Raw genomic sequence first — 16,935 nt, forward strand, 5'->3', positions numbered from 1 at the left:
TCAGCACGCCCGTACCGCCGCCCGTACCCGGGCCAACGCCGAGGGCGCCACCGACACCGCGTCGCAGCCCAGTCGGACCAGATGCGGCAGCACGGCCGGGTCCGCCGCCGCGTCCCCACACAGCGACACCGCGCGACCGCGCGCGTGGCCCGCCCGGATCGTCTGCGCGATCGCGGCCAGTACCACCGGCTCCGCCGCCGACGCCGGGGTCAACCGGGGGTCGTCGCGGTCCAGGCCCAGCAGTCGCGAGGTCAGGTCGTTGGTGCCCAGGGCCAGGAAGTCGGCGTGCTCGGCGAGGTCGTCCACCTTGTCGAGCACCTGCGGCAGCTCGACCATCGCGCCGAGCGGCGGCGCCACGAGCCCGAGTTCGGCACCGGCCCGGACGAGCAATCCGCGCACGTGCTTGATCCGCCGGGGATGGTCGACCATCGGCAGCAACACCGCGACCTGCACACCGGTGTCGGCCGCGGCGCGCATGATGCCGCGCAACTGCGCGCTGAGGGGGTCGGGCCCGGGCAGGGTGATGTGCCGGTCCTTGAGGAACGGCGGTCGCTTGTCACCGGTGAAGTCCAGGGTCCGGACCACGACCGGCCCGGGCGGCACCGAGTACAGGATCGGGGTCAGCACCGCGACGTGTCGGTCCTCGTCGGGCCAGCCCGACTCCTCGGTCAGGAACGGGAGTTCGGTACGCAGCAGGCCGACGCCCTCGGAACCGACCTCGGCCGCGGCGAGCGCGTCGGAGATCGTCGCGACGTTGGCCCTGACCCGGATCCGCCGACCGTCGCGGGTGATCGCCTGGCCCGCGCCGCCGCCGGGGTAGCGCCGCGGCGAGGGAATCGTACGCACCCGGGCGCCGGCGTTCGGCTCGACCGTGCCCGCCTCGCCGTCCACCAGGATCAGCCCGTCCGCGAGAGGCGCGAGCTCCGCCACCGGGATGCCGAGCACGAGCGGAATCCCCAGCGAACGGGCCACGATCGCCAAGTGGCCGGTGAGCCCGCCCCGTTCGGACAGCGCCGCGGCCGGCAGCACGCCGCGCAGCAGGTCCACCGCGGCCAGTTCGGTCCCCGCCAGCACCGCCGGCGCACCGCCCCGCTCCCGGTTGCCCGTCGGGTCCTCGCCGCGCAGCAACGCCTCGGCCTGCCGGCCCACGTCCCGCACGTCCACCGCGCGCTCCGCGAGCACCACGTCGTCGAGGCCGGCCAGCATCGCCGCGAAGTCCTGTACGGCCGAGGCCAACGCGTCGATCAGGCCCTGCCCGGCCGCGACGTACTCGGCGGCGGCGCCCCGCAGTTGCTGGTCGCGGGCGAGGAACGCGGCGAACTCCACGATGTCCGCCTCGGCGGCAAGTCCGCGCGTGCGCAAGGCCTCGGCCAGGTCGTCCATGTGCCGGGCCACGGTGTCCAACGCGTCCACGATGCCGATCGGCGCGTCGGGCGTGGAGGGCGCCTGCGTATCCTCGGCGGTGTGGGCGACGACCAGGCGTCCGACCGCCGACCCCGGCGCGGCTCCGGTGCCGCGCAGCACCGCGTTCACGCGGCCCGGCCGCGGTCGTGACCCGGCCAGTGCAGCTCTCCCACGGCGCGTCCCCTTCGTCCATCACCCGAGCGACAACACGCGCACACGCCCGCACGCGAGTTCGACCGAGTGCGGCACAACCACCCGGTCCCGGGTCACAGTGTGGTGGACGCGCCGGCGGTGTCCACCCGGGGCGGGCGTCAGGTGCTCTCGTCGGCCTCGCGAAAGCCCACGGCGGCGAGGTCGTCGACGAATCGACCCATCAACTCGCCCAGTGCGGCGAGGTCGTCGTCGGTCCACCCCGAGAGCGCGTCCTCCAAGTGCCGGTCGCGCACCCGCCGTAGCCTGCGCACGACGCCGCGGCCCTTCGGGGTCAGCCCGACCCGGGTGATCCGACCGTCGTGCGCATCGGTGGTGCGGGTGACCAGTTCGTCGGCCTCCAGCTTGCGCAACTCCCGGCTCACCAACGACATGTCCATCCGCGCGAGCTTGGCGAGATCGCCGATCGCCAGGCCACCGCCGCCCGCTTGCAGGCGGGTCAGCAACACCACCGCGGGCTGCGAGACCTGGGCACGCGACGCGGTGGTGAGTTCGCCGTGTACGCGCCGGCTCTGTTGCAGGCGGATCAACCGCTCCAGCGCGGTCTGCACGTGTTGTCTGGACTCGTGCCGCTCCGGAGCGGACGACTCGGAAGGAGCGCACGACTCGGCGGGAGAGGACGGCTCGGCGGGAGAGGGAGCAGTCGACTCGGCGGGAGAGGACGACTCGGAGGGAACTGCTGACGCCGCAGGAGTGGAAGGCTCCTCGGGAGCGGAAAGGTCGAAGGACTCGGATGTCGGGGGCACGGGACGAGTCCTCCAGGAAGGGAGCGACGCCGTACGGTTTCGTATGGCGGCGGTGGGCGCCCCACAGTCTAGGTGCGACCTCCGACCCCACGAAGGTTATTGATGGAGTCCAGCATTGACACGTGTAGGGCCCGATGGTTGGCTGCGCGCGTCAAGATCGACGGCGCGCCGTCGATGCTCCGATCCCCCCGGGAGACCCGCGTGTTCGCACTCGACGGCAGGGCCGCGCTCGTCACCGGGGCAGGGCAGGGGGTCGGCGCGGGCATCGCCCGACTGCTCGCCGCGCAGGGCGCGATCGTCGCGGTCAACGACCTCGACGGAGAGCGCGCCGAGGCGACCGCGGCCGAGATCCGGGCCGCCGGTGGGCGGGCGTATCCGTCCGTCTTCGACGTGACGGACCATCCGGGCGCGTCGTCGGCCGTACGTACCTTCGAGCGCGCCGTCGCCCCGATCGACATCCTGGTCAACAACGCGGGCAACGGCGGCGCCGAGGGCTTTCGACCGGCCAGGTTCCGCGAGACGGTGCCCGAGGACTGGCAACGGTTCGCCGACGTCAACCTGTTCGGCGTGATGGCCTGTACGAAGGCGGTCGTCGACGGTATGTGCGTGCGTCGGTTCGGCCGGGTGATCACGATCGCCTCGGCGGCGGGCGTGGTCGGCCAGTCGTTCGGCATCTCGCTGTACGGAGCCGCCAAGGGCGGCGCGATCTCGTTCATGCGCCACCTCGCGATGGAGACCGCGCGCGACGGCGTCACCGCGAACACGATCGCGCTCGGTCTGATGGACCCGCGCCCCAGCGGCCGTGAACTCGCACACACCGCCGAGCAGGCCAAGCACATACCCGTGGGCCGGCTCGGCTCGCCGGAGGACGCGGGCGCGGCGTGCGTGTTCCTGGCCTCCGACGAGGCGGCGTGGATCACCGGCCAGACGCTTCAGGTCAACGGCGGCTCGTCGACCTCCTGACGGCGCCGGAAGGCGTTGACCGGCGTTGCCGCCGACGGCCCTTTCCTGCCTGCTCTGGATAGCCACTGCCATCTGTGCTGCACTGATTCCGAACCCGCGAGTAACAACGCGTGATCGGAGTGACCGGAATGACGGCCGATGCGGCTGGACCGAGCACGACGGACCCGAACCCCAGGACCTGGCCGGCGGATGTCCCGCTCGCCGACCTGGACTTCTGGTCGGGCTCCCTGGAAGAGCGCGAACAAGGCTTCGCGCGGTTGCGCGGCACCTGGCCGATGCCGTACTACCCCGAGCCCGAGAGCCCGCTGCCGGCCGGCCCCGGGTTCTGGGCGTTGACCCGGCATGCCGACGTGGCCGAGGCGAGCCGCCGCCCCGAGGACTTCTGTTCAGGGCAGGGCGCGACCCACATCCCGGACTTCCCACCGGAGTTCGCCGAATTCTTCGGGTCCATCATCGAGATGGACGATCCCCGCCACCAACGGCTGCGACGGATCGTCTCGCGCGCTTTCACACCGCGCATGATCAAGAAGTTCGAGAGCGACGTCGACGCGACCGCCAAGGAGATCGTCGACGACGTGGTCGAACGCGGCGCGTGCGACTTCGTCACCGACGTCGCGGCCCGTCTGCCGCTCAAGGTCATCTGCGACATGATGGGCGTGCCGACGAAGGACCATCGCTTCGTCTTCGACCGCTCCAACGTGATCCTCGGCGTCGCCGACCCGGAGTACGTGGAACAGGAGGGCGGCGGGCACATCGAGGCGCTGCTCACCGCAGGCGCCGAACTCGCCGAACTCATGCGCGACCTGGCCGGTTTCCGTCGCGACAACCCCACCGACGATGTGACGTCGGCCCTGGTGAACGCCGAGGTCGACGGCGAGAGTCTGACCACCGACGAGCTGGCGTCCTTCTTCGTCCTACTGCTCGCGGCCGGCAACGAGACCACTCGCAACGCGATCTCGCACGGACTCCGGTTGGTGACCGAGCATCCGGACCAACGCGAGCTGTGGCTCTCGAACTTCGAGCGGTACACGCCCACGGCCGTCGAAGAGATCGTCCGACTCGCGTCACCGGTCGTATGGATGCGGCGGACCGCCACCCGGGACACCGATCTCAACGGCAAGCCCGTGCGCGAGGGCGACAAGATGTTGCTCTTCTACTGGTCGGCGAACCGGGACGAGGCGGTGTTCACCGACCCGCTCGGGTTCGACATCACCCGCGATCCGAACCCGCACGTGGGATTCGGCGCACGCGGACCGCACTTCTGCCTCGGCGCGCACCTGGCCCGACGGGAGATCACCCTGCTGTTCCGGGAGTTGTTCGAGCGCCTGCCGGACATCCGGACGGTCGGCGAGCCGCAGCGGCTGCGGTCCAGCTTCATCAACGGCATCAAGCACATGAACTGCGAGTTCACGCCCCGTCCCCGGGCTTGACGTCGTCGGGCTTGGGGGGATCCTCGGGCTTGGGGGTGTCCTCGGGCTTGGGGGCGTCCTCGGTGGTGGGGACTCCGGGCTTGGGGTCCTGGGTTTTCGCCTTCCGGAGCCTGCCCTTCCTGAGGATGCCCCCCTTGCCGGTCCTGGGCTGATCCGGCTTGGGCTCGTCCGACTCGGGCTTGCGGTCGTCGGGTCCGGGGCCGCTCGTTCCGGTGGCCGTCGTCCCGGTGTCCGTCGTCCCGGCGTCCGTCGTCCCGGCGTCCGTCGTCTCGATGTCCCCCGTCTCGGTCGCCTCGGCCTCGGCCGACCCCGGCACGGCGGGTGGGGCCGGCGGCCGGGGTGGGCGAGGCGGGGACGGCGGCGTGATCAGCGCGTCGATCGATTCGGGCGGCGGCACCTCGCCGTCGGGAGTGACGGCGTCTACCACTTGGGGCAGTGTCGCGGCGAGCGCGGCCGCCGTCTCCTCCTTGGTCATCCCCGCCTGCCCGGCCAACCGGATCATCTCGTCCTCGCCGAGTGCGTCGGTGAGCTCCTTGCCGCTGACGGGCTGGTTGCGGCCGGTGTCCACCCACGACCTGGTCTGCTCACCCAGCCCGCCGTCCTGGAGCCGTTTCAACAGCGACCCGAGCCCGCCGGTCCCGCCTTGCTTGCTCAGCAAGCCCAGCACGACGTCGAGCAGTGGCCCCTGGCCGCCGCCGCGTCCGCCGAGCAGGCCGCCGAGGATGCCACCCAGCCCACCGGGAAGTCCCGTTCCGCCGCTCATACCTTTTTCTCCCTGCACAGATCGCCTTGTCGGGCTCTCATAGTGGGGTAAATAGGACAGCGGATCGCGGTGGGCGCGTCGGAAGTAGGCCCATCGGGGGAAGAACGGAGGGCCGTACGCTCAGCGCGTCGGGTCGAACAGGACCTTCAGGCACCCGTCGGCGCGGTCGGCGAAGGCCCGATAGCCGGCGGCGGCCTCGGTCAACGGCATCCGGTGCGTGAACACGTCCACCGGGTTCAGCCGGCCGTAGCGGATCAACGGGATCAACGTCGGCCACGTGGACGCCACCGGCGCCGTGGTGAACCGCATCGTGACGTTGCGGATGATCATCAGCGGTACCGCGATCGGGAAGGCGAAGTTGGCGTCCACACCCACCACCGAGACGGTGCGCGACGTGCGCACCGCGCTGATCGCCGCGGTCAGCGTCGCGTCCTGACCCACCGCCTCGATCACCGCGTCCGCGCCGCGCCCGCCGGTGGCGGCCAGCACCTGCTCGACGATGTCGCCCTTGGTTCCGTCGATCGGCTCGGCGCCGAGCCGCTCGGCCATCGCGAGGCGGGCCGGCACCCGGTCCGCGGCCAGGATCCGGCCGGCCCCGAGTACCTGCGCGGCCTGGAGCGCGTACAGCCCGACCGGGCCGAGGCCGATCACCAGGACCGTCGCACCCGGCGTGATGTCGGCCCGGACGGCCGCCGTCCAGCCGGTCGGCAGCGCGTCGGTGAGCAACACCGCGTTGTCGACGCCGATGTCCTGCGGGACCGGCATGAGCCACGCGTCGGCCGCCGGGATCGCGACCGCCTCCGCGTGCCCGCCGGGCAGCGAGTCGTCACCGCCCAGGACCCGCATGCCCCCGCCCGTGCAGTCGATCGGATTGCCGGCCGCGCACCCCGCGCACCGCCCGCACCCCAGGACCGGGGACACCAGGACTCGGTCGCCCACCTTGATCCGGCCCACCTCGGCGCCGGTCTCGATCACCGTGCCCACGACCTCGTGCCCGGGCCGCAGGCCGCTGACCGGGAACTCGCCCTCGTAGAAGTGCAGATCCGAACCGCACAGCGCACTCGCCGTGACCTCGACGATCGCGCCGTCCGGGCCGGACAGCACCGGATCCGCGACCGTCTCGACACTCACGTCACGGGTTCCGTTGATGACGACGGCACGCATGTCAGGCTCCACATCGATCCGGGAAGCGGCGCCGGGACCGACGACGCTGCACGCCGTAACACTGTTACAGAACGCTGTGGAATCCAACCCTCGCAACCCTCGCGTGACGTTCGTCCCACGCGTCCCCGACCGCGCGGACCGCGTCGGTACGGTGATCACCATGTCGTTGTCCGAAGCCCTGCGGGGGCATGCCCGGGACGCCCTCTCACGCGCGGCGCACCGAGGCTGGCGGGCCCTGCAACGCACGGCCTCGATCACCTCCGAGCAGCCGGGCCCGTACCGCTTCCGCAGCCTGGGCCCCCGCAGCAAGCTCGCGTTCCCGGTCGGCTCGGTGTTCGGCGAACAATGGATCACGGTGGGCGCGGGCTGCATCATCGGCGAACACGTCACCCTGTCGGCGGGCCTGGCCCCCGGGCACGACCTGGGCAGCGAACCGGTCGTCACGATCGGGGACCGCTGCACGATAGGCCGGGGCAGCCACATCGTCGGGCACTCGTCGATCGTGATCGCCGACGACGTGTGGACCGGCCCGTACATCTACATCACCGACCAAAACCACAGCTACGCCGACCCGGACCAGCCGATCGGCAAACAGTGGCCGATCAACGACACGGTCGAAATCGGCCCCGGCAGCTGGCTGGGCGCGGGCGCCATCATCCTCCCGGGCGCCAAACTCGGCCGAAACGTAGTGGTGGCCGCCGGCTCGGTGGTCCGCGGCACCATCCCGGACCACACCGTCGTGGCAGGCGTCCCCGCCAAACCCATCCGCCGCCACACCCCCACCGGCTGGGACCCACCACTACGCCACACCCCCACCCCCCTACCGGACGGCATAACCCACGACGAACTGGTAGCCCTACTCACCGAACACGAAGCCGGCAAGGGCGAGTAGACCCCGGCGCTCGATCGGCCACCCCAGAACGCAGGGGCGACACGGCCCGTCCCGGCACTGGACGAAACGAGACATCAAGCTTTGCCGAGGGAAGGGGAGGGCGACGTCTGACGGCACTGCCGAGGTCACCCAGCGATGCGTTTATCTTCGATGGCGATCAGGGCGAACCGAGCGTGATCCTGTCCCAGTTCGGCACTGACCACCGCCTCCAATGCTTTCGGGCCGAGCCCCGGGAGAGCGAACGCCGCTTCGAAGACGGCGAGCGCAGCGTCGTGTACCTGCGTTTGCTCGCAACACGCGAGGGCTCGGACGACGGCTCGGGTACCGAGTTCCAGCCGATCTCTGAACCGCCATCGGCCATCAGCGAGCCACACCCACCGCACGACGACCACGGCGCCTGCCGCGCGTCGGGGATAGGCAGTGAACGTCCGTCGCGGGCTCGGGTCCGCTTCGAAGAACATCTTCACGAGCTGCTGCCTTTATGCGCCGAGGTTTGCCGTTTGCGGCCCCAAACCGGTCGGTTCCGCTCCGCCCGACGGCGGTTTTGCGACCTGAGAAGGGTGTCGGGGAGAGTGAATCCGGCGGCCACCCACTTGCCGTCGCGGCCGTCCGCGCCCATCGGACCGTAGGTCAGGGTGTCCGCGAGGCCGGCGACGATCCCCAAGCCTCGCCCGTTCTCGTTGTCTACGGGGACGGCTCCCTCGCCGCGCACCCACACCAGTTCCACGAAGTGCGTATCCACTACGGCGAGTGTCAGCATCCGTCCCTCGATCCACCAGTGCATGGCGATCTCGCCGGTGGTGTGTGTCAAGGCGTTGGTGACGAGTTCGGATGCCGCCACAAGCACGTCATCCAGCCAATCGGCATGGCTCTTGTTGGTGCTATCTACGCCCAAGGCGACGCACACGTCGGAGATGTGGGCGCGGGCGGTCGCGGTGACGACAGATTGCCGACACAGATGCAGGTGGGGGGCTGGAAGTGACGTCATGCCGAACTCCCTTGCGGCAGGGGTCTTGCCATCGCGTGAAGCACCTCTCTCGCCATGATCACTGTCCGTGGCTTGAAGGTGACATCAGAGTAGGAGCAAACAAGCCCTCCGCAATAGACGTCTCTAAAATTTCACTAGATGGGATTGCAATCCCACGGATCCATCAAGCCCGGGTGTCGCTGTTGCGGCATTCGGCCTGCGGAGATACGGCAAGATGACGTCAACGGCCCGCCGGGCGACGACGAGGAGACTGCGTGGCGAACACACCGGAGCCGACCCGGCTTCGTCTGGCACTCGGGCGGCGCATGCGGTTCTTGCGCGAGCAGGCGAACGTGACGGCAAAGCAGGCTGCGGCTGTGATCGACGGCTCGGTGCCCAAGATCAGCCGAATCGAGACCGGCAAGTCCGCACTCAAACGCATCGAGATCGAAGCCCTCCTGCGGGCCTACGGTGCAAGTGAGGAGACGATCACCCACGCACTGGCCCTCATGGAGGAAGCCAAGAAACCGGACTGGTGGGAGGACGAGGCCGCCGTGGTCCCGGTCGGACTCGGTCAGCTCTTCAACAGTGAGAGTTCCGCCAAAACCCTCAGGACCGTCAGCAGCACGATTGTTTTCGGCATGCTCCAGACCGAGTCCTACGCCCGTGCCATCTTCGACGCCCATTGCCCCGACGACTCCGAGGACGTCAAGGCGCGGAGGGTCCGACTGCGTATGCGGCGACAGGACTTACTCTCTCGGGAAAGTCCACCGCGGTTGATCGCGATCATCGACGAAGCCGCACTGCGGCGCGAAGTCGGTAGCCGGGCCGTCATGCGCGAACAGATCGAGCATCTCATCGAGATGGATCGCCGGCCGACGGTCACCATCAAGGTGATCCCGTTCGGTGCCGGCGCGCACCGGGGCCAGATCGGCAGTTTCATCTGGCTGGAGTTCCCCGAGGACGATGCCACGGACGTGATCTATTCCGACAACCCATCGGGCAACAGTTACTTCAGGAAACCCGATGAGGTCGCGGCCTTCGTCAGCACCTTCACGAGCATCGACAAGCTGTCCCTCGCACCGGCCGATACCCGGCGCTTTCTCCGTGCATTGACGATGGAGTACACGACATGATCAGTCCTGTTCCACACCCGAAACACCCGACCGCCGTGTGGACCAAAGCCGATGCCTCGGGCCAGGGTTCGGACTGCATCGACGTCGCCAAGCTTGGGGCGACCATGGGCGTCCGAGACTCCAAGCGCCCCACGAACGACATCCTTACGTTCTCGTTCACAACCTTCTCGGCCATGACCGAAGCCCTGACCCTGTCCTAACCACTCGCCTCTCCGAAAAGGGGGTCGTCCGCAGCCGCCCCCACACAGCCGGGGCGTGGTTCACCGTTCTGGGCAGCTCTGGGTGCCCAGAACGGTTCGCGGCGGCGCCGGCTACAACGTCCTCGGTCCATTCGACGTAGTCGACCAAGCACGGCTTGGAGACGCCAGGTGCGCAGCGTCCCGGGTGCCCGACCAGGCTTTCCCGCCCCTCGGCCTGGGGTAAGCGGCCTGCCGTACCCGGTCGGGAACGCCTCGTACGAGGCTGGGCGTTCGCTCCAGTGTCGAATGGTGATACGAAGTCCGGATCGTCGGCGGTGTCGTGCAAAGGGTCGGCCACCGCGCGGGTCACAGAAGCCTGCGAAGCGCGCCTTCGGCCTTGGTCACGGCCATGGTGAGGGCTTGCGTGTGGGCCGCGGAGAGATTCCCGGCGTCGAGCCCTGACGCCGTGAGCACGGCGTCGAGTATCCGAGTCTGTTCACTGGTCAGGTAGGCGCGTGTCGGGTGGTGATTCAAGACGTCGCGAGCGGCGTAGGCATCGAGGGCGGCCACGTCGACGACAGCGTCCCGCACGAAGGTTGCGTCGAGGTTCGACTGGTCGGGGCTCAGATCGAGTGCGGTCAGCCCGACTCGGGCCTGGAACGCCGCCGTCGCCGGTTCCGGCGGGGCGATCACGGCGAGCGCCTGCCGCAGTGCAAGATCCAGTTCTTCCTGCCGGGGCCGACAGCAGGCACGCAGGAGGGCCGCGATGGTGTTCTCCCACGGTTCCGCAGGGACGGTGGAGTCGATCATGGCGTGGGCCTGACGGTCGAGGCCACGTTCCAGCAACGACATGATCATGATCTGGCGGCCGTCGAGCAGTCGGTTGCCGACGCCGCGGTGCGCGGCCATGGCCTTGGCAGCCTCGGTCCAGCGGCCGATCCGCGCCAAGGCCCTGGCACCGTCGATGAGGACGGTCACCCACAGTTCCTCGCAGATCTTCCGGTGGTCCGTGTCCGTACCGGTCAACACCGACAGATCGACCTCGTGGCCGCGAATCTCGGCTGTATCGCGCCGTTGGGCGGCGCGGTACAGCCGACCGAGGACCTCGTAGGCGCCTTCGCCGTCGCCCTCGCGGATCAGCAGTCGGGCAATGTTCACCACGGGCATGAGTGCCATCACGGCGATGTCCCCGGTGAGGCCTCCGGCTGCGGCGAAGACACGGTGCTGTCTCCAGCACAAGTGAGCAGCCAGGTCGGGCATCCCGACATCGGAGGCGATCAGCGCCGCGTAGTTGAGGACCCCGCTCGCGCGGGCCACCAGGGTGTGGTGGCTCGCATCGGCGGGCGGGACGACGAGCGCGGTGAGTTCGGTAATGCGCTCGGCCAGGGGCAACCCGGTTGCCTTGGGTCGGCGCACCAGCGGGATACGGCCGGCCACTGCGGGGATCATCGGCTCAGCTCCTGCGTGGCCAGTCGACGACGAGGCGGCTGTGGGTCTTGTCGATGACGAAGCGCGGTTCGGCGAAAGTCAGTTGGTCGCGGGAGTCGCCGACGGCCATGCGGAAGCCGGGTTCGGGTGCGGTATTGCCCCAGCCACGGTCCCACTCGCCGATCTCACCTGCGACGTGGTCGGCGAGCGCGGCGGCGCATGGGCCGTGTCCGATGACGCCGATCTCCCAGAACCGGCCCTGCTCGTCCTCGCCTTCGCGCACGGTCAGGTAGGCCAGGGTGTCGCCGTCGAGCGCGGCCATGGAGCCCCATCCGAAATGCGGGGTGAAGCCGGGACGGGAACCGGGCATACGGGACAAACCGTTGGGCAGTACCGACGCCAGGTAGAGGTAGAGCCACTCCCAGGGGTCGCCTTGGCGAAACTTCACACCCGAGTAGATCTTGGTGAAGGGCTGGTCCAGAACGGTGCTGATGGCCTCTCGGTCTACGTCCTGTTCGCTGAAGGTCTCCAGGCGCACGTTTCCTTCGCCGGCCATGGGCACGAGGGCGTAGACGTCGTCGCAGACTCCCTTGCGCAGGGGCAAGAACGTGGCCATCTCGCACGAGACGGTCTCCCAGGTCCGGCCGTCGCGTTCGAAGGCGAAGCTGCGGGAGATGCTGCCGCGGATGCGCATCGGCAGGACCAGGCGTCCGCCGGGTGCGAGCTGGTCGAGGATCCGCACGGGAACATCGCCGGCGCCGACGGTGAACTGGATGCGATCGAAGGGAGCGTGTTCGGGAAGGCCGGCAGCACCGTCGGCCAGTACGACGCTCACGTTCGAGGCCCCGGCTTGCGCGAGGTTGTTTCGGGCGCGGTCGACGAGGTCCTGGTCGACGTCGACGGTCCACACGTGGCCGTCGGGGGCAACGAGTCGGCCGAGCAGGCGGGCGTTGTAGCCGGTGGCGGCTCCGGCTTCCAAGACCTTGTGGCCGGGCTCTGCACCGAGTTGCTGGATCTGGGTGGCGACGATCGAGGGGGCGGAGATGCAGGAGATCATCTCGCCGCTCTCGTCATGCTTGATCGGGACCGCGTCGTCGACGTACGCGGCCCGCAGGTCGACGCCGGGAAGAAACCGGTGCCGCTCGGTGTCCCGGAACGCACTGACGACGGCAGACGTGCGCAGGTGGCCGCTGTCGACGAGGCGATTCACGAGCGCTTCGCGCAGCTCGGCGGGGTCGGTTGCGGGGGGCAGGGTGCTCTCCATCCGAGTGAAGCTAGGGGCCGGGGCGGTGTGCCGGCGGGTGGACACGTCGGATTCATCCCTGTCGGCGAAGGCGACTTGCCGGCCCAGCCAAGCCGTCGCAGCCTGCTCGTGGACGGGTACTCCGGCACGATTGAGGGTGAAGATCGCATGGTGGGCGAGTACCGCACGCAGGCCCCGCGTCAGCTGCCCGTCGGCGGCCAGACGGGCCAGCCGGCCGCCTGCGTCCTCGAATGCGGTGACGCGCTCGACCCAGCCGGGCTGGGCGTCCGGCCGCCGGGCGGCGTCGGCATTCATCAGGCGCCTCATGGCCGTTATGGCCCGCTCGCGCGAGGCGCCGGCGGGCGCGGTGACGGGCGGCCGTAGGACGCCGATTCTGGCCCAGACGTCCCCGACCTCGAACGGGTCCAGGCCGGCCGCTCGGTTCATGGCGGACAGCAACAGGACGGAGCGTTCCCTCGCTCCGGGGCTGCCGGTTTCGGCCAGGGCGGCGCGACTGTCCGCGCAGAACACGTCGTGCGCGATGTCGATGCCATCGGGGCCGCCGAACGCCTCGACCTCCGGCTCGTAGACGCCGCCGGCCCAGTCGCCGACCACCCGCTCGGCGACGAGCGTCTCCAGCAAGCGAGTTGCGGAGTGTTCGGTGCGCAGTCTCAGCCCCCCGTCCTTATGCAGGAAGTGAAACCGCCGGTCGCCCAGTGCGTACGACAGTGTCCGGGCGGCCTCGGCGCTCACCCCGCCATCGGGGAAGAACACGGTGGCGTGCCACCAGTGCTTCTCGGTGGTAATCGGAAGGTCCTCGTCGTCGACGTCCATGGTCGTGGGTACTCCTCGGTCGTGAGGCTTCGGGCGGATGAGGGGTGGTCAGGAAATGAGCAATGCGCGGGTCCAGCCGGTGGTGTTCATGCCGTCGAGTGCCAGGAGAGCACCCGCGCGGCCTTCCATGAAGCCGGGCTTGGACAACCGGTCGAAGTCGGCGCTCAGGCGCTTTTCCAGGTCTTCGATCAGTGGCGCGAACCGGGCCGGATCGGGACTGTCCTCGGCGACGGCGCGGGCGACGGTCAGCAGGCCGGACCATCCGTGACACAGCGAGGCGTCGGAGGTGCGGCCCAGGCGGTCCCGGTCGCCCAAGGCGCGTACGAAAGTGTCCTCCGCGGCGCGTCGGCGGGCCGGGTCACCCAAGGCGATTGCGGCCAGTTGCCGGGTACGGGCGATGCCGGGCTCCCCGTAACACCAAGACGGGCGTGCAACCTGCGCTGCGGGCGGCTGGTCGGCGGACAACTGGTCGCGAGTGATCCAGTAGGACTGGCCGTACCTGTCCAGCCAACGCGTGAACACCATGATGGCGTCATGCTGTCCCGGCACGTGGATGCCATGTCGGGCGGCGAGGGACAGCACAGCCAACGGGCCGGCGATGCCGTGTGCGACACCGTTGTTGCCGTGTCCACCGTGCATGTCCTCGCCAGCGGGCCCGGTCTTCGACCACCAGCCCGGCAGTTTCCGGCCCTCGATGCAGACCGGTTGTGACAGGGATACCAGGTAGGTCAGCACCTCCAGCAGCAGCGAGGCACCTTCGCGGGTCAGCAGCAGCGCGCCCAGCCCGCTCAAGCCGCGGATGAGGTCGAACTCCGAGAGATCCGGCAGCGACCCGCAAGCCTGCCGTCGGTGTGCCGCAGCCAGTCGGGTCGCCACGACGCAGTCGACGGCGTCCCGTACGTCGCGGTCGGCGCGCCCGGCACACCCGAGCACGAACTCCAGCGCCGGGGCGCCATGGAACAACGACGCGTTGCCTCCGGCGCTGACACCTCCCGTGACCCCCTGCGCCAAACTGCTTCGCGCGCACCCGAGGTCACCGCGTTCGAGATGCAGGAGCGCCACCCCGAGTGCGCCCTCGGACAAGTCCTGCGTCCCGGACGGGGTTGCCGTCATCTTCATCGGCGTGCCCGCAGGGAGATGACGACGCTGTGGGCACGACCACCGATCCAGCCGTCGGCATCCGGCGGCGGCGCGTCGTGCAGGACCGCGACGCCGGTCGGGGCGGCGGCAAGGTGGGTGCGCAGCAGGTCCAGGTGCATGTTCTGGCACAGGTCGAGCGGCAGTTGTCGATCGTCCTGGGCCAAGAGCACATGGTCGGGGACGCCGAACCGGCCCATCCAGGCATGCAGTTTCGCGGCCCACTCGTCCAACGTTGTGGTGCGGCCGGGCAACGTCCGGGCCGGCAACTTCCATCGGGCAGGCGCAAGGATCGAACGCCGGTAGTGAAGTGCGGGGGTGAACGGGAGGGCCCATGCCGCGCCCCAGTCGAACCACGTCACCTGCGGGGTCCCGGCGCGGCTGATCTCGGCCAGGAACCGGGCCAAGGGTGGGGTGTAGTTGTTCCACACGAAGTTGATCGCGGTCGGTGCGAGCAACTCCAAGTGTGTCCCGGTGGCGGCCTCGGCCAGATAGAGGCGGCCGTCGTGGAGGCCGACGGTCAGATCGGACGGGAACAACACGCCGTCCCCTCGGCGGCGAAACTCTCCGACGCTGACCACCCGGGGCAGCATTTGCGGGGCGCGGGTGAGCAGGTCGGCTGGGACGCGGCCGGCGTGGAAGGACAACTGGGCCACCTCCGCACCGAATTCGACCGTGGGCACGTCGGTGCACGTCGAGGCGCTCGGCGGGAACAGGTGCCAGAACCGGCCCGTCATCGATCCGGACGCGCGGGAAACGGTGGCCACCCGAAGGCGGAAGTCCCCGCAATCCAGAGCCCGGGTCGAGGCAGCCTGGACCTGCACGCACAGTTCGAGGTGGGGCGGGCCGACGGTCGGGTTACCCGCTGCAGCCTCCAACTGCTCGATCATTGCGCCGGAGAGCACAACCGATCTGCCGCCTTCGACGGCCGTAGTGCCGGCCAGTTCCAGAAGCAGGCGGTCCCGGCCCGTCATCGGGCGTGGCGGCTCGGAAAGTCGGCCGAACCCCTCGGGGAATCCCAGTCCCTTGTCGGGATCCGTCACCAGGTCCAACGGCACCTCGACGTCCTCGCCGAAGCGGTCGGCGAACTGATCGGTATAGCGCCGCCATGCCCAGGTCCCGGTTGGATACATGGCGAGCCTGGTCAGGACGGTCGCGGCGGTCTCCGCCTCCACTTCCACCGCCGCCGGCAGCCGGACCGAGGCGTCCAGCCACAGATCCGGCGCTCCTGTGCAGTTGCGCATACCCTCGCGCAGGTCGGGTGGCAGGGAGTCGGTTGGATCAACGACGGTGGCGGGGGCGCGCAGCGATGAACGCAGCAGCCGCAACCGCAACAGTTGGGCCGGCAGCCGAACCCGGCGGCGCTCGTCCGCCTCCGGGAATTCGGCGGCGAGCTTGTCCGTCAGGGCCGAGTACCGGATCGGTGACCGGGCCGCGTCGAGCACCAACGCGACCGCAGGCGTCAGCGCGAGTGAGAACTCGGATGCGCCCTCGGACGGAACGTATACGCGGCCTTTCCGTCGACTGGCCAGATTGTTGACGCAGACCTCGACGTCGGCCATCCGCTCGACGTCCCCCTCCCACTCGCTGATCGCCGCGTCGAGCGCCACGGGATCCGGCCGAGCAACTGCCTGGTGGCGGTCTCCGAAGCGGGCCTGTGCCACGTCGCCGAACTCCACCGGTGCGACGCCCGCGAACAGACCGAACGGGGTGGGACGTTGCGTGTACCTGATCGCGTATCGGGCGGTGGCAAGCGCCGCCCGGCGCGCCCGGCGTACCTCCGTCGATCGCCCGCGAATGATCGCTTGGACCTGCCGCGCCAGGTCGGGACTGGCGCCGGACACAGCCTGTCGAAACGCGTCGTCGGCCCACACCGCGCTCAGCCACGAACTCCAGTGTTCGAGAGGAGCCACGGGCCCCGGCCAAGGTGGCATGTCCGGCCCTGTGAGGTTCACCGCGGCGCGCAGCATCCCTTCGCCGGAACCCCGGTACCAACTGTGTCGTAAGCGCGTCATCACCTACACCGTTCCGAGGAGAAGAGGAGCGTGGGCCGAACAGGACCGTCCGTCCGGCCCACACCCTTGGGCGGACCTGGGCTAGGAGGTGGTGCAGGCGCTGGGGCAGGAACTCCCGCAGTTGTCACCCGTGCTGCACATCAGCACCGTCTCGGTCGCCGGCGTGTTCTCGATGATGGTGATGTCGAGCCGGAACGGGTCGTCGACGTCGGCGACATCGCCCTGGGGCGGCTCGACGCTCGACGCGATGGTCTGCGTGCTCATGTGTTGTACTCCTGATCCTTGTCGAAGAGACCCTGACGGGGACGCGCGGCCAGGCGCTGCTTGGTGCGACCGCACGGCCTGGCGTGGCCGGGCTCCGACTTCCGCAGCGCCCGGGGCGCAGCCGGCAGATGGGCAAAGGTCATCGCTTTATGTCCCGAGT

At 69.6% G+C, this 16,935-nt stretch carries 17 protein-coding genes; 5 read left to right on the plus strand and 12 right to left on the minus strand.

The window, feature by feature from the left end; all coding sequences use genetic code 11:
- On the minus strand, positions 1-1,533 hold the full coding sequence (locus tag GT354_RS51225) for a putative PEP-binding protein (protein ID WP_161365221.1): 1,533 nt from the start codon (positions 1,531-1,533) through the stop codon (positions 1-3).
- Between the two features lie 182 nt (positions 1,534-1,715).
- Positions 1,716-2,165, minus strand: a complete 450-nt coding sequence (locus GT354_RS51230; protein WP_346012540.1) for a MarR family transcriptional regulator — start codon at positions 2,163-2,165, stop codon at positions 1,716-1,718.
- Between the two features lie 396 nt (positions 2,166-2,561).
- Between GT354_RS51230 and GT354_RS51235 the strand changes: the two genes are divergently transcribed.
- Together GT354_RS51235 and GT354_RS51240 are read left to right on the plus strand one after the other, a co-directional pair.
- Entirely contained in the window at positions 2,562-3,323 is a 762-nt protein-coding gene (locus tag GT354_RS51235) for an SDR family NAD(P)-dependent oxidoreductase (protein WP_346012541.1), read from the plus strand.
- A 128-nt stretch (positions 3,324-3,451) separates the two neighbouring features.
- Positions 3,452-4,753: a cytochrome P450 gene (locus GT354_RS51240; RefSeq protein WP_161365279.1), complete on the plus strand. Its 1,302-nt coding sequence runs from the start codon at positions 3,452-3,454 to the stop codon at positions 4,751-4,753.
- Here GT354_RS51240 and GT354_RS53195 read toward each other — a convergent pair.
- Positions 4,731-5,516, minus strand: coding sequence for a YidB family protein (locus GT354_RS53195; protein WP_202513217.1), 786 nt, complete (start codon positions 5,514-5,516; stop codon positions 4,731-4,733). The genes GT354_RS51240 and GT354_RS53195 overlap by 23 nt on opposite strands.
- Positions 5,517-5,636: 120 nt before the next feature.
- Positions 5,637-6,680, minus strand: coding sequence for an alcohol dehydrogenase catalytic domain-containing protein (locus tag GT354_RS51250; protein WP_161365223.1), 1,044 nt, complete (start codon positions 6,678-6,680; stop codon positions 5,637-5,639).
- A gap of 160 nt (positions 6,681-6,840) precedes the next feature.
- Here GT354_RS51250 and GT354_RS51255 point away from each other — a divergent pair, with 160 nt between their 5' ends.
- Complete coding sequence (locus GT354_RS51255; protein ID WP_161365225.1) at positions 6,841-7,572, plus strand: acyltransferase; 732 nt, start codon at positions 6,841-6,843, stop codon at positions 7,570-7,572.
- Positions 7,573-7,697: 125 nt separating this feature from the next.
- On the opposite strand, the gene GT354_RS51260 is transcribed toward GT354_RS51255, so the two are convergent.
- Together GT354_RS51260 and GT354_RS51265 are read right to left on the minus strand one after the other, a co-directional pair.
- Positions 7,698-8,039, minus strand: a complete 342-nt coding sequence (locus GT354_RS51260; protein WP_161365228.1) for a hypothetical protein — start codon at positions 8,037-8,039, stop codon at positions 7,698-7,700.
- Entirely contained in the window at positions 8,036-8,560 is a 525-nt protein-coding gene (locus GT354_RS51265; RefSeq protein ID WP_161365230.1) for an ATP-binding protein, read from the minus strand. The genes GT354_RS51260 and GT354_RS51265 overlap by 4 nt, the downstream gene beginning before the upstream one ends.
- A gap of 254 nt (positions 8,561-8,814) precedes the next feature.
- Between GT354_RS51265 and GT354_RS51270 the strand changes: the two genes are divergently transcribed.
- Positions 8,815-9,675, plus strand: a complete 861-nt coding sequence (locus GT354_RS51270; RefSeq protein WP_161365233.1) for a helix-turn-helix transcriptional regulator — start codon at positions 8,815-8,817, stop codon at positions 9,673-9,675.
- Positions 9,672-9,875, plus strand: coding sequence for a DUF397 domain-containing protein (locus tag GT354_RS51275; RefSeq protein WP_161365235.1), 204 nt, complete (start codon positions 9,672-9,674; stop codon positions 9,873-9,875). The genes GT354_RS51270 and GT354_RS51275 overlap by 4 nt, the downstream gene beginning before the upstream one ends.
- Positions 9,876-10,220: 345 nt before the next feature.
- On the opposite strand, the gene GT354_RS51280 is transcribed toward GT354_RS51275, so the two are convergent.
- The 6 genes from GT354_RS51280 to GT354_RS51305 form a co-directional block, all read right to left on the minus strand.
- Positions 10,221-11,303 (minus strand): hypothetical protein, encoded by a 1,083-nt coding sequence (locus GT354_RS51280; RefSeq protein WP_161365237.1) that lies wholly within the window; start codon positions 11,301-11,303, stop codon positions 10,221-10,223.
- Between the two features lie 4 nt (positions 11,304-11,307).
- Positions 11,308-13,359 carry a methyltransferase, FxLD system gene (gene fxlM / locus GT354_RS51285; RefSeq protein WP_161365238.1) on the minus strand — a complete coding sequence of 684 codons (2,052 nt, stop codon included), beginning with the start codon at positions 13,357-13,359 and terminating at the stop codon, positions 11,308-11,310.
- A gap of 48 nt (positions 13,360-13,407) precedes the next feature.
- A complete protein-coding gene (locus GT354_RS51290; RefSeq protein ID WP_237536264.1) occupies positions 13,408-14,472 on the minus strand; it encodes a lanthionine synthetase C family protein in 1,065 nt (354 codons plus the stop codon).
- 2 nt (positions 14,473-14,474) lie between these two features.
- Complete coding sequence (locus GT354_RS51295) at positions 14,475-16,409, minus strand: lantibiotic dehydratase family protein (protein WP_346012542.1); 1,935 nt, start codon at positions 16,407-16,409, stop codon at positions 14,475-14,477.
- Positions 16,410-16,592: 183 nt separating this feature from the next.
- The gene (locus GT354_RS51300; RefSeq protein WP_161365242.1) at positions 16,593-16,775 is read right to left on the minus strand and encodes an FxLD family lanthipeptide; all 183 of its coding nucleotides are present in this window, start codon (positions 16,773-16,775) and stop codon (positions 16,593-16,595) included.
- Positions 16,772-16,918, minus strand: a complete 147-nt coding sequence (locus tag GT354_RS51305; protein WP_161365244.1) for a hypothetical protein — start codon at positions 16,916-16,918, stop codon at positions 16,772-16,774. Before GT354_RS51305 ends, GT354_RS51300 begins: the two co-directional genes overlap by 4 nt.
- Positions 16,919-16,935: the final 17 nt, after the last annotated feature.

This window comes from Streptomyces sp. SID3343 (genome assembly GCF_009865215.1).
In the GTDB taxonomy this organism is placed as follows: domain Bacteria; phylum Actinomycetota; class Actinomycetes; order Streptomycetales; family Streptomycetaceae; genus Embleya.

Excerpts from the sequence above, each read along its gene's own strand:
- GT354_RS51300 (WP_161365242.1), bottom strand. The coding sequence starts at position 16,775 with ATGAGCACGCAGACCATCGCGTCGAGCGTCGAGCCGCCCCAGGGCGAT.
- GT354_RS51255 (WP_161365225.1), top strand. The coding sequence starts at position 6,841 with ATGTCGTTGTCCGAAGCCCTGCGGGGGCATGCCCGGGACGCCCTCTCA.
- GT354_RS51275 (WP_161365235.1), top strand. The coding sequence starts at position 9,672 with ATGATCAGTCCTGTTCCACACCCGAAACACCCGACCGCCGTGTGGACC.
- GT354_RS51280 (WP_161365237.1), bottom strand. The coding sequence starts at position 11,303 with ATGATCCCCGCAGTGGCCGGCCGTATCCCGCTGGTGCGCCGACCCAAG.
- GT354_RS53195 (WP_202513217.1), bottom strand. The coding sequence starts at position 5,516 with ATGAGCGGCGGAACGGGACTTCCCGGTGGGCTGGGTGGCATCCTCGGC.
- GT354_RS51240 (WP_161365279.1), top strand. The coding sequence starts at position 3,452 with ATGACGGCCGATGCGGCTGGACCGAGCACGACGGACCCGAACCCCAGG.
- GT354_RS51290 (WP_237536264.1), bottom strand. The coding sequence starts at position 14,472 with ATGACGGCAACCCCGTCCGGGACGCAGGACTTGTCCGAGGGCGCACTC.
- GT354_RS51265 (WP_161365230.1), bottom strand. The coding sequence starts at position 8,560 with ATGACGTCACTTCCAGCCCCCCACCTGCATCTGTGTCGGCAATCTGTC.
- GT354_RS51305 (WP_161365244.1), bottom strand. The coding sequence starts at position 16,918 with ATGACCTTTGCCCATCTGCCGGCTGCGCCCCGGGCGCTGCGGAAGTCG.
- fxlM (WP_161365238.1), bottom strand. The coding sequence starts at position 13,359 with ATGGACGTCGACGACGAGGACCTTCCGATTACCACCGAGAAGCACTGG.
- GT354_RS51250 (WP_161365223.1), bottom strand. The coding sequence starts at position 6,680 with ATGCGTGCCGTCGTCATCAACGGAACCCGTGACGTGAGTGTCGAGACG.